Source organism: Streptomyces sp. NPDC052107 (assembly GCF_040680215.1).
Taxonomy (GTDB): domain Bacteria; phylum Actinomycetota; class Actinomycetes; order Streptomycetales; family Streptomycetaceae; genus Streptomyces.
The window spans coordinates 40,318-53,819 of record NZ_JBFAWG010000024.1 but is presented as its reverse complement, the minus strand read 5'-3'; the positions used below and the strand labels follow the sequence as shown (position 1 = coordinate 53,819).

Below are 13,502 nucleotides of genomic sequence, written 5' to 3'. Positions count from 1 at the left end.
CGTCCTGCGGTCAGCCACCCAAAAGAGGTGTCATTCTCCAGATCAAACACGTATCCGCTCGATGACACACCGCTTCGGCCCCTAGGATTCCCCCTATCACCTCACCGGTCTCATTGACAGGAACCCCATGAGCGACACTTCCCCCTACGGCTTCGAGCTTGTGCGGCGTGGGTACGACCGCGCTCAGGTGGACGAACGTATCTCCAAGCTCGTCTCCGACCGTGACAGCGCTCTCGCCCGCATCACCGCCCTGGAGAAGCGCATCGAGGAGCTCCACCTCGAGACGCAGAACGCCCAGGCCCAGGTCACCGACGCCGAGCCGTCGTACGCGGGTCTCGGTGCCCGGGTCGAGAAGATCCTGCGCCTGGCCGAGGAAGAGGCCAAGGAGCTGCGTGAGGAGGCCCGGCGGGCGGCCGAACAGCACCGCGACCTCGCCGAGTCCGCGGCCCAGCAGGTGCGCAACGACGCCGAGTCCTACGCCGCCGAGCGCAAGGCCAAGGCCGAGGACGAGGGCGTCCGGATCGTCGAGAAGGCGAAGGGCGAGGCCGCCCAGCTGCGCTCCGAGGCCCAGAAGGACGCGCAGTCCAAGCGCGAGGAGGCGGACGCCCTCTTCGAGGAGACCCGCGCCAAGGCCGCGCAGGCCGCCGCCGACTTCGAGACGAACCTCGCCAAGCGCCGCGAGCAGTCCGAGCGCGACCTGGCCTCGCGTCAGCAGAAGGCCGAGAAGCGGCTCGCGGAGATCGAGCACCGCGCCGAGCAGCTGCGCCTGGAGGCCGAGAAGCTGCGCACCGACGCCGAGCGCCGCGCCCGCCAGACGGTGGAGACGGCCCAGCGCCAGGCCGAGGACATCGTGGCCGACGCCAACGCCAAGGCCGACCGGATCCGCTCGGAATCCGAGCGCGAGCTCGCCGCGCTGACCAACCGCCGCGACTCGATCAACGCCCAGCTGACGAACGTCCGGGAGATGCTCGCGACGCTGACCGGTGCGGCTGTGGCCGCCGCCGGCACGACGACCGACGACGAGCCGATCTCTCGTGGAGTGCCGGCGCAGCAGACCCGGTAACTGCGGGTTGCGGGGAACTGCGGGTCCGTCGTGGTTTCTCGCGCCCACGCGGCGGAGCCGCATATCGGGTCAGCCCCGCGCCCCTTCGGGCGCTGTGGAGCCCCCTGTCCTCAAGTGGCAGGGGGCTTCGTGCCGTTTTAGCGTGGCCGCATGATCGAGCTGGAGGGGCTGACCAAACGCTTCGGCGAGAAGGTGGCGGTCGACGGACTCACCTTCTCGGTCAGACCTGGCATCGTCACCGGGTTCCTCGGGCCCAACGGCGCCGGGAAGTCCACCACCATGCGGATGGTCCTGGGACTCGACCATCCCACCGCCGGCGATGTCCGGATCGACGGCAAGCACTACGCCCAGCTCAAGGACCCGCTGACGTACATCGGCGCGCTGCTGGACGCCAAGGCCGTGCACGGCGGGCGCAGCGCCTACAACCATCTGCTGTGTCTCGCGCAGAGCAACGGGATCCCGGAATCCCGGGTGGCGCAGGTACTGGACACCGTCGGGCTCACCGCCGTCGCGCGGAAGAAGGCCAAGGGGTTCTCGTACGGCATGGGGCAGCGGCTGGGGATCGCGGCGGCGCTGCTCGGGGATCCGCGGATCCTGATGTTCGACGAGCCGGTCAACGGGCTGGACCCGGAGGGCATCCACTGGATCCGGAACTTGATGAAATCGCTGGCCGCGCAGGGGCGGACGGTGTTCGTCTCCAGCCATCTGATGAGCGAGATGGCGCTGACCGCCGATCATCTCGTCGTCATCGGGCAGGGACGGCTGCTCGCGGACACGTCCATGGCCGACTTCATCCGGCAGTACGCGCGCTCGTACGTCCGGATCCGCTCTCCGCAGCGCGAGCGGCTGCTCGATCTGCTGCACGAGGACGGGATCACCGTCGTGGAGGCGGGCGGGGGCGCGCTGGAGGTGGAGGGCGACAAGGCCGAGCGGATCGGCGAGCTGGCGGCGCGGTACGGGATCGTGCTGCACGAGCTGAGCCCTCGGCAGGCCTCACTGGAGGAGGCGTTCATGCAGCTGACGGCGCAGGCCGTGGAGTACCACGCGCACTCCGGGCCCGGGGGCTCCCCGCGGGACTGGGGCGCCGACTGGAAGGAGGCCTGACGTCCATGGCAGCGGTGCAGGTCATCCGGTCAGAGTGGACCAAGATCCGGTCGGTGGCGTCCACGGTGTGGACACTGTCGCTGGCCGTGGTGGTCACGATCGCCCTCGGGATGCTCATCTCCGCGCTGTCGCGGAACCAGTTCGACTCGATGCCGGTGCAGGACCGGCTGTCGTTCGATCCGACGTACGTCAGCTTCGCGGGGATGAGCCTGGGCCAGCTCGCCATGATCGTGTTCGGTGTGCTGGTCGTCTCGAACGAGTACAGCACCGGCATGATCCGGGTCTCGCTGGCCGCCGTACCGCAGCGCGCCACCTTCCTGTTCGGCAAGATCACGGTGGCCGGCGCGCTCGCCCTGGTGGTCGGCATGGCCACGAGCTTCGCCGCGTTCTTCCTCGGCCAGGCGATGCTCGGCCCGCACCGGGCGCAGCTCGGCGACCCGGGCGTGCTGCGCGCGGTCATCGGCGGCGGGCTCTACATGACGCTGATCGCGATGTTCTCCATGGGCGTCGCCGCGATGCTGCGCTCGCCGATGCTGTCGCTCGGCATCCTGATGCCGTTCTTCTTCCTGATCTCCAACATCCTCGGCAACGTCGACGCCACGAAGAAGATCGGGCGGTTCCTGCCGGACCAGGCGGGCAGCCGGATCATGCAGGTGGTCCCGACGGCCGACGACACGCCGTACGGGCCCTGGGGCGGGCTCGGGATCATGGTGCTGTGGGTGATCGCCGCGCTGGCCGGCGGGTACGCCCTCCTCAAGCGCAGGGACGCCCAGTAGCGCTTTCGGTCACGCATCGTAGTGTTCTGGCTTTACCGTCCTTTGGGCGGAACCGTCAGCGCCTCGATATCCTCCTAACCCTTACGGGGGCGGGTCCCCGCTGTCCTGAACCTTTCGATGGGTGCGGAGCATGATCGAGGCTGTCGGCCTGACCAAGCGCTACGGCGACAAGACCGCCGTGTACAACCTTTCCTTCCAGGTGCGGCCAGGTGCCGTCACCGGCTTCCTCGGGCCGAACGGCTCGGGCAAGTCGACGACCATGCGGATGATCCTCGGGCTGGACAACCCCACGTCCGGATCGGTGACGATCGGCGGCTACCCCTACCGCAAGCTGCCCAACGCGCCCCGCCAGGTCGGCGCGCTGCTCGACGCCAAGGCCGTGCACGGCGGCCGGAGCGCCCGCAACCATCTGCTGAGCCTCGCCCAGCTGTCGGGCATCCCGGCCCGCCGCGTGGACGAGGTGCTCGGCGTGGTCGGCCTGCGGGACGTGGCGCGCAAGCGCTCCAAGGGCTTCTCGCTCGGCATGGGCCAGCGCCTCGGCATCGCCGCCGCGCTGCTCGGCGACCCGCAGGTGCTGCTGTTCGACGAGCCGGTCAACGGCCTCGACCCCGAGGGCATCCTCTGGGTCCGCAATCTCATGAAGGCTCTGGCGGGCGAGGGCCGTACGGTCTTCGTCTCCTCGCACCTGATGAGCGAGATGGCGCTGACCGCCGACCACCTCATCGTCATCGGGCGCGGCCAACTGCTCGCCGACATGAGCGTGAGGGACTTCATCTCGGCCAACTCCGCCGACTTCGCCCGGGTGCGCACCCCGGACACCGAGCCGCAGCTGCGCGAGAAGCTCAGCACCACGCTCACCGAGGCGGGCGGTCATGTGCTGCCGGAGCAGGACGGCGCGCTGCGCGTGACCGGGCTGCCGCTGCCCCGGATCAGCGACCTCGCCCACGAGGCGGGCGTCCGGCTGTGGGAGCTGTCGCCGCACCAGGCCTCGCTGGAGGAGGCGTACATGCGGATGACGCAGGGCGCCGTCGACTACCGCTCGACCATCGACCAGAAGGCGGGCCTGCAGCAGCCGCTGCCGCCCGGCGCCCAGCCGCCCATGCCGGTGCCCGGCCAGGGCCAGCCCGGCTGGTACGCCCCGCCGCCGCCCCAGCAGGGCGGCCAGCCGTTCGCGATGCAGCCGCCCACGGGACCGTACGGCGGCTCGCAGCCGGCCGGTTACGGCACTCCCGGCGCCCCCAACCCGTACGCCCAGCCGCCCCAGCAGACCCCGCACGCCCAGGCGCCGGCCCCGGCCGCCGCCCCGGCACCGCCCGCGCCGCAGCAGGCGCCCGCCGCCGCTCCCCCGGCTCCGGCCACCGCACCCGCCGACCTGACCAAGCCCGAGGACGCCCGATGAGCACCCATCAGCCCCCGATGCCGCAGGCCCCGGCCGCGCCCGACTGGCAGGCGGCGCCCGGCGGCTCGTACCCCGCCTACACCTCGCCGATCCCGGTCGTGCGCACCCACCTCGGACATGCGCTGGCCTCCGAGTGGACCAAGATCAAGTCGGTGCGGTCGACGATGTGGACGCTCGGCGTGTTCGTGGTCCTCGTCCTCGCCATCGGCCTGATGGCCGGCTCGGTGGTCAAGTCCAACTCCAGCCCAGAGACCCTGGCGGACCAGAACCCGCTCCAGTTCGGCTTCTTCGGCCTGCTGCTGGGCAGCATGTGCATCATCACGCTCGGCGTGCTGACCACGGCCTCGGAGTACGGCACCGGCATGATCCGTACGACGATGGTCGCGTGCCCGAGCCGGGGCCGGGTGCTCGCCGCGAAGTCGATCGTGTTCTTCGCCGTCGCCTTCGTCGTCACCCTGGCCACGTCCGGCCTCATGGCCATGATCCACGCGTCCATGCTGAACGGCGTCGGCGGCGCCCGTACGCCCTCCGGGGGCGACTGGCTGAAGGCGACGGTCGGCATCAGCCTCTACATCGCGCTGCTCGGGCTGTTCTCGCTGCTCATCGGCTCGATCATCCGGCACTCCGCGGGCGCCATCACCATCATGATCGGCGCGGTCCTGGCCCCTCTGGTGATCGCCCTGTTCATGGCCTCCCAGTCGCTGTCCAAGGTGCGGGAGTGGCTGCTGGAGTACTCCATCCCCAGCCAGATGAGCTGCTTCTACGACAACTCCCTGAGCAGCTCCGGCCCCACGGGCTGGGACCCGCTGTGGATCATGCTGGGCCTCTCGGCAGCCGCGTTCGCCGGCGCCTACGCGCTCCTGGAGAAGCGGGACGTGTGAGCCTCGCTTGATCGGATGAGGGCCTCCCCGGCGCTGTGGATCGCCAGATCCGCGCGGCGCCGACGGGAGGCCCTCGTGTTTGACGACCATCTCGACAGAGACGAAACCCAGCCCCTCGACGGCCTGACCACCCCGGCCGGGTTCACCGATACGGGCTTCCACTGGCCACCCGGCACCAGCAACGACGGCCAGAAGTCGTTGGAGATTCCTGTGGTGGACTCCGTCCGATATCTGGTCGAAGCCGACTAACCGACCCCGGCTAGAACCTCGGCGCGTTACGGGACCGCGGCACCCGTGTGGTGCGGCGGTCCTTGGCGTTCCAGCAGGCCTTGTGCCAGTGGCGGCGGTCGTCCACGCCCGCGTGCTCCGGCCAGGCAACCACGTGCGGGACGCCGGAGGCGATCAGCTGGTCGCAGCCCGGGCACCGGTAGGTCTTGCCGTCCGCGCTCGCCCCGGCGACATGGCGCACGCTCCAGTCCTCGCCCTGCCAGCTCTCGGTCGACTGCCAGCCGCCGTACCGGCCGTCGCGGTCGTCCTCGGCGCTCCGGCCCGACGATCCGGCTGCCTTCGGTCGGTTGCGACGCGGGGACACGGGACACCTCTCGGGGCTATACAGGAAGCACGGGCTGTATCCAGCCTACGCGCCGCCATGTGGGGTACGCGTACGGTACCAACCCGCACAAGTCCCCCTCCAGGGCGACCCATTCTGCAGACAATCCGCAAATCTCTCCGTCAGGCCGTGTCCTGGGCACGTGTCAGACGGTTATGCCCTGTGGGGGAGCTCCGGGTCGGAGCCAAGGAAGCAGGAAATGAGATGTACGTAGGAAGTTTTGTGCTGGGCGCCCAGTTCCCGGGCCAGGGCCCCGGGGAGGCCCTGCACCGGGCGGTCCGCTCGGCGGAGGTCGCCGAGGAGGCCGGGCTGGACGCCGTGTGGCTGGCCGAGCACCACTTCGTGCCGTACGGCACATGCCCGTCCGCCGCCACCCTGGCCGCCCTGCTGCTCGGCCGCACCCACCGCATCCGCGTCGGTACGGCGGTCAGCGTACTGCCCACCGCCCACCCGGTCGCCCTCGGCGAACAGGCCGCGCTGCTGCACCTGACGAGCGGCGGACGGTTCACGCTCGGCGTGGGCCGCGGCGGGCCCTGGGTGGACCTGGAGGTCTTCGGCTCGGGCCTGGAGGCGTACGAACACGGATTCCCCGAGTCACTCGATCTGCTGCTGCGCTGGCTGCGCGAGCCACGGGTGTCGGCGTCCGGCGAGCGGTTCAGCTTCCGCGAGGTGCCGGTCGTACCCCGCCCGTCGGAGGCGCTGACGGAGACCCCGGGCCCCGAGGTCGTCCTCGCGTGCACCTCTCCGTCGAGCGTACGGCTGGCCGCCGAGCGCGGGCTGCCGATGCTGCTCGGTATGCACGTCGGGGACGAGGAAAAGGCCGAGATGGTGGCCCTGTGGCGGAGCTGCGCCCGTGCGGCGGGCCGGCCGGCCGAGGAGATCGCGGGCGCCGCGCACGTCTCGGCCGGGGTGTGCCAGCTCGCCGACCGGCGCACGGACGCGGCGGAGACGCTGATGAAGGCCATGCCGGGCTGGCTGAAGCAGGGCCTGGAGGCGCATGTGACGGTCGACGGCCGGGTGCGCTCGATGCGCGACCCGTACGCCTACACCGAACTGCTCTGCGGACTGCACCCGGTCGGCACCCCGCGACTGGCCGCCGACCGGCTCGCGGCCACCTCGGAGCGCACCGGCATCTCCCGCTTCGCGCTCCTCGTGGAGGGCTCGGGCGATCTCTCCGCGACGGAGGAGAACCTGCGGCGGCTGGGTGCCGAGGTGCTGCCCCAGCTGCGCTGAGCCGTCCGGCAACTCCCCGGCCGCCTTGGGGGCTTGCCGCCCCAGCACTGAATGCACCTCCCCCGGGTGGAGCGGCAAGCAAACGGCTCACAGCGTCCGCCGTACCGGGACTGCCCGTCAGCAGTCCCGAAGCTCCGGCGACTGGTTCAGCAACTGGCCGCGTACCGAGGTGAAGCGGGCCAAGGTCTCGTCCACCGAGGCGTCCAGCGGGAACACCGCCACCCGGTGGCAGTTCTGGAAGGCCAGCCGCACACCGAAGTGCCGCTGCAGGGCGCCGCGGATGGCGTCACTCGCGAGCGCACGCAGCAGCTGACCGCGTGCCTGCTCGTCCGGCGGGGGCGTCTGGTTGTCGGCGAAGGGGCCGCCGTCGACCTTCAGCTGGGCCACCAGGGAGCTGATCATCTCCCATGCGTAGGGCAGGGAGGTCCGGACGCAGTCGACGAATGCTGCGTCGTCGACCTCGCCTCGCTCGGCCTGTTCGAGTAGGGCCGGTGAGACGTCGAGCGACATGGGTTCTCCTCTCGCACCCCCGCGGAGCAGGGGTTGCCGGACAGGTAAGGGAGTTCGCGATATCGAACACTCTCAGTACATAGACGGCGACCTCCCGTTTACTACGGTAGGCAACGGTCGGTGACCACACCAGCAGAATGCGTATATGGAACGGTCCCGTTACGGGCACAATCGGCCAGGGATGAACAAGAGTTTCCAGGGACAATTGGGACGATCGATCGGGAGCGGGGCGGGCGGATCGCGCGCACCTCGGGGCGTCGAGTAGCGTTGCCGACCATGCGTCTCGTCATTGCCCGATGCTCGGTCGACTACGCCGGCCGGCTCACCGCCCACCTGCCCTCGGCGCCCCGCCTGATCCTGGTCAAGGCGGACGGCAGCGTCTCCATCCACGCCGACGACCGGGCCTACAAGCCCCTCAACTGGATGTCGCCGCCCTGCACGCTGAAGGAGGGCGCGGGCGAGGACGAGGGCGTGTGGACCGTCGTCAACAAAGCGGGCGAGAAACTGATCATCACGATGGAGGAGATCCTCCACGACTCCTCGCACGAACTCGGCGTGGACCCCGGTCTGATCAAGGACGGCGTGGAAGCGCACCTGCAGGAGCTGCTCGCCGACCGCATCGAGACGCTCGGCGAGGGATACACCCTGATCCGCCGCGAGTACATGACGGCCATCGGCCCGGTGGACATCCTGTGCCGGGACGCGGACGGTCAGACGGTCGCGGTGGAGATCAAGCGCCGTGGCGAGATCGACGGCGTCGAGCAACTCACCCGCTACCTGGACCTGTTGAACCGCGATCCGCACCTGGCCCCGGTCCGCGGCGTCTTCGCCGCCCAGGAGATCAAGCCCCAGGCCCGGGTCCTCGCCACCGACCGCGGCATCAACTGCCAGATCCTCGACTACGACGCCCTGCGCGGCCTCGAGGACGACAAGCTGCGCCTGTTCTGAGGTTCACCTTTTCGGCGCCGTCCCGGCGGACTTCTCTTCCGCCGGGACGGCGTCCGGCCCGTACGCCGGTGTCCGGCGGTGCCCCGCCGGCCCCAGGCCGGTTCGGCACCGCCGGAACGGTCAGATCACCGAGCCGGAGGACTCCGACGCGGCCCCCGAGCTCGGCGCGCTCCCCGAACTCTGCGGTGCCGTCGGGCCGCTCGCCGTGTCCGTCGTGGACGGGCTCGTGGTCGTCGGGCTGGTCGACGTCGAGGGGGACGAGCTGGACGTCGGCGGGGTCGAGGTCGGCGTGCCCGTGGGGGTCGTCTTCGTCGGCGTCGGGGTACCCGGCTTGGTCGTCCTGGTCCTGGACGGGGTCGGGGTCGTACCCCCGCTGCCCGTGCCCCTGGTGTGGCTCGTGCCGGCCGAAGGCGTCGTGGCCGACGGCGTCGGGTCGTCGGTCGTGCCGTAGGTGCCGTCGGGGCCCGGGTTCGTCGGACTGCTGGTGGGCCGGTGGGATCCGGTACTCGCGGACGGGGTCTGGTTCGGGTCCGCGCCCAGGGTGCCGTCGTCCGTGCCCTGGCTCGCCGACGGATTGACGTCGACCTTGCCGGCCGGGTTCTTGTCGGCGTTCTCGTTGGACGTCATGCCCAGCGTGACGACCGTACCCAGCACGGCGGCGAGCAGCGCCCCGGAGCCGACCGCGACGAGGTTGCGGCGGGCCAGCCGCCGAAAGCTTCCGCCCCGCTCCGCGGCGGCCGGGAGCCGGGTCGTGACCAGCGGGTCACCGAGGGGCGGGTACGGCGGCGGCGCCGACTCCTCGTGCCGTACCTCCGGCAGTTCCTCCCCCGCAGTCGCGACGATCCCGGGTACGTCGCCCGAGCGGTCGGCGACCAGCGCGAGCGCCCGGCGCCCGGCGGTCGTGCCCCGCTTGTCGGCGAGCGCCCCGCGCAGCCCGATGGACGCCTCCAACTCGGCGCGGGCCCGGTCGAGCTGGCCCCCGCACAGCGCGAGGACACCCAACTCGTGGTGGAAATAGGCTTGTTCGGGTACCTCACCGGCCAGCCGGGAGGCCTCCGCGCCGGAGCGCAGGGCGCGTTCCCAGGCGCTCCAGTGCAGCCCGGCGGCGAACGCGGGCGCGGCCGTACGGGCGAGCCGTACCGCGCGGCTCTCCTCCCCCTCGGCGGACGGAGCCGTGTGCGGCACGATCACGGCGAGCGCGGCCAGCACCGCGTCCGCCTCCGCGCACACCCGCTCGGGGGTGACCGAGGGATGCCCGGCCCACCAGGCGTAGTGCTCGGCGGCGGCCAGCGCCTGGGTCTGGGCGTCGTCGGCGTACCCGGCGGCCTCCAGCTGGGTCAGGACACCGGCCGCGAGCCGGTAGCGGGCACCGACCGGTGAGACCAGTCCGCAGCCCGCCAGTTCGCCGAGGGCGGCGTCGGCGTGGGTGTCGCCGATCAGCGCCGGCAGATGCGCCTGGTGCGGCACCTCACCGCCGAGGGCGACGGCGAAGCGCAGGGTGGCGCGCGCGGAGCCGCTGAGCCGGGAGGCGAGCAGCGGGGCCGGTGCGGCGGCCTCGCCGAGGGAGGGCAGCGGGACCTCGTCCGCCGTTTCCAGGGGCAGTTCGGCGGGCTGGCGTGCGTCCTCGAAGACGCCGTACTCGTCCACGGCGCCGGCGCCGGCCCGCAGCTCGTCGCGCTGCCGGAGCAGGGCGCCGGCCTGGACGAAGCGCAGGGGCAGTCCCTCGGACTCGAACCACAGGTCGCCCGCCCAGTTGGACTCCTCCTCGGTGAGGACCCGGCCGGCGGTCCGCTCCAGGATCTCCTCACCGGCCGCGCGGTCCAGGCCGCTGAGGAAGACCTCCTCGACCTCGGACCCCTCGGAGGGGGCGGGCACGTCGGGGGTGGCGCCGATCAGGAACGCGCACTCGGGGGTGGCTTCGAGGAGCTCGTCGAGGGCTGCGCCGCCGAACTCGATGTCGTCCAGGACGACGACCGCGCCGATCTCGCGGACCAGTGCGCGCAGTTCGTCCGGATCGAGGCGGTGGCGCGGGGCGTCGTGGACCGCGTGGAAGAGGTCGTGCAGCAGGTCGGTGGTGGTGCGGTGGAAGCCGGTGAGACGGACCACGCCGTCGGGTGCGAGGTCCAGGCAGTCCTCGGCGACCAGGTCCAGCAGGGCGGTACGGCCGGAGCCGCCGGGCCCGGTGAGCCGTACCGAACGGCCGCGGGCCAGCAGCCGGACCAGGCGCTCGCGTTCGTCCTGGCGTTCCAGCAGGGGGAGCGCCGGCTGGGCGGGGCCGGGCGGCACCGGCGGCCGGGCGGCCCGCTCGGCCTCGGCGCGCTCGGCGGCGGTGCGCTTGCGGGGCCGCTCGATCCGCTGGTGCGGCGGGCAGGGCTCTATCTCGCTGCCGTCGACGGGGTTCACGGTCAGCAGCAGATCGCCGACCACGACATGCGCCGTACGGGCGAGCGCGGGCGTGCTCTGACCGAAGTCGGAGGTCAGGGATTCCCGGGGCGGGCGGCGGCTGGCCGCCTGGCCGTGCTCCTCGGGTCCCTGGTGGATCGGGTCCATGGGTTCCATGGGTTCAAACCCCCCAAAAGCGTCGTGTGCCCGTGATTGCGGCCCCTCCCGGCCTTGGTCGCACACCGCGCTGTCGCTTCTGGTCCGGGCCCGCTCGGTCGAGGGTTGCGAGGCGGCGGGCGACCGAACCCTAAACCTTCGCTCAGTATCTACGACAGGGCGGGGTGCCGTGCGGTCCGAGACGTCACAGTCCGGTGAGGATTGCCCCCCGCCGTGCGCTTCGGCTGCCGTGCCCGGGTCGCATCGGTCGCAGCGGTCTCCGTCCGGCTCACGCCCGTGCGCACCTCACAGCCGTGCGCACCTCACGCCCGTACGCACCGCACACTCATGCGCACCTCAGACGTGGGGCAGTGACTCGACCCCGATGCCGCCCTCGATGGCGAGGATGCGGTGCAGCCGGGTGGCCACCAGCAGGCGCTGCATCTGCGGCGGGACACCGCGCAGCACCAGACGGCGCCCGCAGCGGCCGGCCCGCCGATGGGCACCCATGATCACCCCGAGTCCGGTGGCGTCCCAGGAGTCCAGTTCGGACAGGTCGAGCACCAGGTCGCCGACTCCGCCGTCGACGGCCGAGTGCAAGGCCGTACGGGCGTCCGCCGCGCTGCGGACGTCGAGGCGGCCCCCGACGACCAGCTCGGCGTGGTCGCCCCTGATGTACATATGCGCTCCCCGTTGAGTGCGGTTGGCGTACTCCGTGACGTTGCAACGTCTGACTGTGTGAGCGGTGGTGCGGTTGCTGTTTGTAAGCGAACCGATACCGAATTCACCCCTGGGAGTGATAACTCCCGGGGGTGATGTCCGGCGGATGTCCGTACGGAAGGTGCTCAGTACTTGTAGAAGCCCTGCCCGCTCTTGCGGCCGATGTCACCGGCGTCCACCATCCGGCGCATCAGCTCCGGCGGGGCGAACTTCTCGTCCTGGGACTCGGTGTAGATGTTGCTGGTGGCGTGCAGCAGGATGTCCACGCCGGTGAGGTCGGCGGTGGCGAGCGGGCCCATGGCGTGGCCGAAGCCCAGCTTGCAGGCGAGGTCGATGTCCTCGGCGGTGGCGACGCCGGACTCGTACAGCTTGGTCGCCTCCACCACGAGGGCGGAGATGAGCCGGGTGGTCACGAAGCCGGCGACGTCCCGGTTGACGACGATGCAGGTCTTGCCGACGGACTCGGCGAACTCCCGTGCGGTGGCGAGGGTTTCGTCGCTGGTCTTGTAGCCGCGGACCAGCTCGACGAGCTGCATCATCGGCACCGGCGAGAAGAAGTGGACGCCGACGACCCGCTCGGGGCGCTCGGTGGCCGCCGCGATCTTGGTGATCGGAATGGCGGAGGTGTTGGAGGCGAGCACGGCGTCCTCGCGCACGAGCTTGTCGAGCGCGCGGAAGATCTCGTGCTTGACCTCCAGCTTCTCGAAGACGGCCTCGACGACGACATCGGCGTCGGCGGCGGCGTCCAGGTCGGTGGTCGCAGTGATGCGGGCCAGCGCGACCTCGGCGTCACCCGCCTCCATCTTCCCCTTGCTCACGAACTTGTCGTACGAGGCCTTGATGTCGTCGGTGCCACGCTTCAGTGCCTCGTCGGTGACGTCCCGCAGGACGACGTCCCAGCCCGCCTGCGCGGCGACCTGAGCGATCCCGGACCCCATGAGACCGGCCCCGATGACGGCGAGCTTCCGTGCCACTCCGACTCCCTTGAACGCGCTCCAAGTCTGCTTCTCCGGCGGACCATAGCGCTCCGGCGGCGCTGTGTGAGCAGTTAGTAACGCGTGTCACGGTCTCAGAGCGTGAGACACCCGTCACGTCCCGGTCGGCGAACTCGGCGATCCTCCCACCCGCTCGTCCGGCGGGACTCCGGGCGCTGCGGCCGACGCGCCAATCCCTTGCGGGTCGGCGCTGGTTGGCGCTTCGGAGAGCGCGCTCAGGCCGCTCCTCGCACGGCGTAGTTCAGGACCCGTTCGCCCACCAGGTCCTCGATGTCGTCGAGGAGGGTGAGCACCTCTCGGGATACTTCGCGCGGTTCGCGGCCCTTGACCATTTAGCGGCCGATGACCGCGATGACCGTGCTGTGGATCCAGCCGATCTGACTGGCCATCAGATGGGGCAGCTCGTCGCCGTCCGCGGCGCCGGCCTCCTCGCGGAGGGCCTGCTCCAGGTTGGCCTGGACCTCCTGGCCGATGGCCCAGAGGCGGGAGCGCAGGGCGGGGGCCTCCTCGATGACCTTCATGAAGGCGGCGTAGCCGGGGAGCAGGCCGACCCGGGGGGAGACGGCCTCGACCTCCTCGCGCAGTTCGCGCAGGACCGCGGCGGCCGCCGACTCGCCCTGGGGGCGGCCGCGGAGCCAGCGGGCCGGGCGGTCGATCATGCCGGCGCAGCGGTCGAAGAAGAGGTCTTCCTGACTCCGCCCCCGTCGCCGTCTAGGGATCCACAG

The 13,502-nt window shown here is 71.1% G+C and carries 13 protein-coding genes and 1 pseudogene; 8 read left to right on the top strand and 6 right to left on the bottom strand.

All coding sequences use genetic code 11. The annotated features are described in order from the left end of the window. Positions 1 to 127: 127 nt before the first annotated feature. From AB0M27_RS24875 to AB0M27_RS24850, 6 genes are all read left to right on the top strand, one after another. A complete protein-coding gene (locus tag AB0M27_RS24875) occupies positions 128 to 1,063 on the top strand; it encodes a cellulose-binding protein (protein ID WP_365724191.1) in 936 nt (311 codons plus the stop codon). A gap of 150 nt (positions 1,064 to 1,213) precedes the next feature. Next, positions 1,214 to 2,167: an ATP-binding cassette domain-containing protein gene (locus tag AB0M27_RS24870; RefSeq protein ID WP_365724189.1), complete on the top strand. Its 954-nt coding sequence runs from the start codon at positions 1,214 to 1,216 to the stop codon at positions 2,165 to 2,167. A 5-nt stretch (positions 2,168 to 2,172) separates the two neighbouring features. Beyond that, positions 2,173 to 2,943, top strand: coding sequence for an ABC transporter permease subunit (locus tag AB0M27_RS24865; RefSeq protein WP_365724186.1), 771 nt, complete (start codon positions 2,173 to 2,175; stop codon positions 2,941 to 2,943). Between the two features lie 130 nt (positions 2,944 to 3,073). Further along, the gene (locus AB0M27_RS24860; RefSeq protein ID WP_365724184.1) at positions 3,074 to 4,342 is read left to right on the top strand and encodes an ABC transporter ATP-binding protein; all 1,269 of its coding nucleotides are present in this window, start codon (positions 3,074 to 3,076) and stop codon (positions 4,340 to 4,342) included. Next, positions 4,339 to 5,223 (top strand): ABC transporter permease subunit, encoded by an 885-nt coding sequence (locus tag AB0M27_RS24855; RefSeq protein WP_365724182.1) that lies wholly within the window; start codon positions 4,339 to 4,341, stop codon positions 5,221 to 5,223. Before AB0M27_RS24860 ends, AB0M27_RS24855 begins: the two co-directional genes overlap by 4 nt. Before the next feature lie 75 nt (positions 5,224 to 5,298). Beyond that, on the top strand, positions 5,299 to 5,472 hold the full coding sequence (locus AB0M27_RS24850; protein WP_365724180.1) for a hypothetical protein: 174 nt from the start codon (positions 5,299 to 5,301) through the stop codon (positions 5,470 to 5,472). 10 nt (positions 5,473 to 5,482) lie between these two features. Here AB0M27_RS24850 and AB0M27_RS24845 read toward each other — a convergent pair whose 3' ends face one another. Beyond that, on the bottom strand, positions 5,483 to 5,815 hold the full coding sequence (locus AB0M27_RS24845; RefSeq protein ID WP_365724178.1) for an ATP/GTP-binding protein: 333 nt from the start codon (positions 5,813 to 5,815) through the stop codon (positions 5,483 to 5,485). Between the two features lie 222 nt (positions 5,816 to 6,037). On the opposite strand from AB0M27_RS24845, the gene AB0M27_RS24840 reads away from it, so the two are divergent. Beyond that, positions 6,038 to 7,066 carry an LLM class flavin-dependent oxidoreductase gene (locus AB0M27_RS24840; protein ID WP_365724176.1) on the top strand — a complete coding sequence of 343 codons (1,029 nt, stop codon included), beginning with the start codon at positions 6,038 to 6,040 and terminating at the stop codon, positions 7,064 to 7,066. A 117-nt stretch (positions 7,067 to 7,183) separates the two neighbouring features. Here the strand turns inward: AB0M27_RS24840 and AB0M27_RS24835 are convergent, their stop codons facing one another. Beyond that, positions 7,184 to 7,576, bottom strand: a complete 393-nt coding sequence (locus tag AB0M27_RS24835; protein ID WP_365724174.1) for an SCO5389 family protein — start codon at positions 7,574 to 7,576, stop codon at positions 7,184 to 7,186. A 276-nt stretch (positions 7,577 to 7,852) separates the two neighbouring features. Here AB0M27_RS24835 and nucS point away from each other — a divergent pair, with 276 nt between their 5' ends. After that, positions 7,853 to 8,524, top strand: coding sequence for an endonuclease NucS (gene nucS, locus AB0M27_RS24830; RefSeq protein WP_365724172.1), 672 nt, complete (start codon positions 7,853 to 7,855; stop codon positions 8,522 to 8,524). A 120-nt stretch (positions 8,525 to 8,644) separates the two neighbouring features. Here the strand turns inward: nucS and AB0M27_RS24825 are convergent, their stop codons facing one another. The 4 genes and pseudogenes from AB0M27_RS24825 to AB0M27_RS24810 form a co-directional block, all read right to left on the bottom strand. Next, entirely contained in the window at positions 8,645 to 11,074 is a 2,430-nt protein-coding gene (locus tag AB0M27_RS24825; RefSeq protein WP_365724268.1) for an ATP-binding protein, read from the bottom strand. A 345-nt stretch (positions 11,075 to 11,419) separates the two neighbouring features. Continuing rightward, on the bottom strand, positions 11,420 to 11,743 hold the full coding sequence (locus AB0M27_RS24820; protein WP_351799988.1) for an STAS domain-containing protein: 324 nt from the start codon (positions 11,741 to 11,743) through the stop codon (positions 11,420 to 11,422). 164 nt (positions 11,744 to 11,907) lie between these two features. Then, the gene (locus AB0M27_RS24815) at positions 11,908 to 12,756 is read right to left on the bottom strand and encodes a 3-hydroxyacyl-CoA dehydrogenase family protein (RefSeq protein ID WP_365724170.1); all 849 of its coding nucleotides are present in this window, start codon (positions 12,754 to 12,756) and stop codon (positions 11,908 to 11,910) included. Between the two features lie 236 nt (positions 12,757 to 12,992). Beyond that, positions 12,993 to 13,472 (bottom strand): annotated as a pseudogene (locus AB0M27_RS24810) (TetR/AcrR family transcriptional regulator); the annotation flags it as partial. Positions 13,473 to 13,502: the final 30 nt, after the last annotated feature.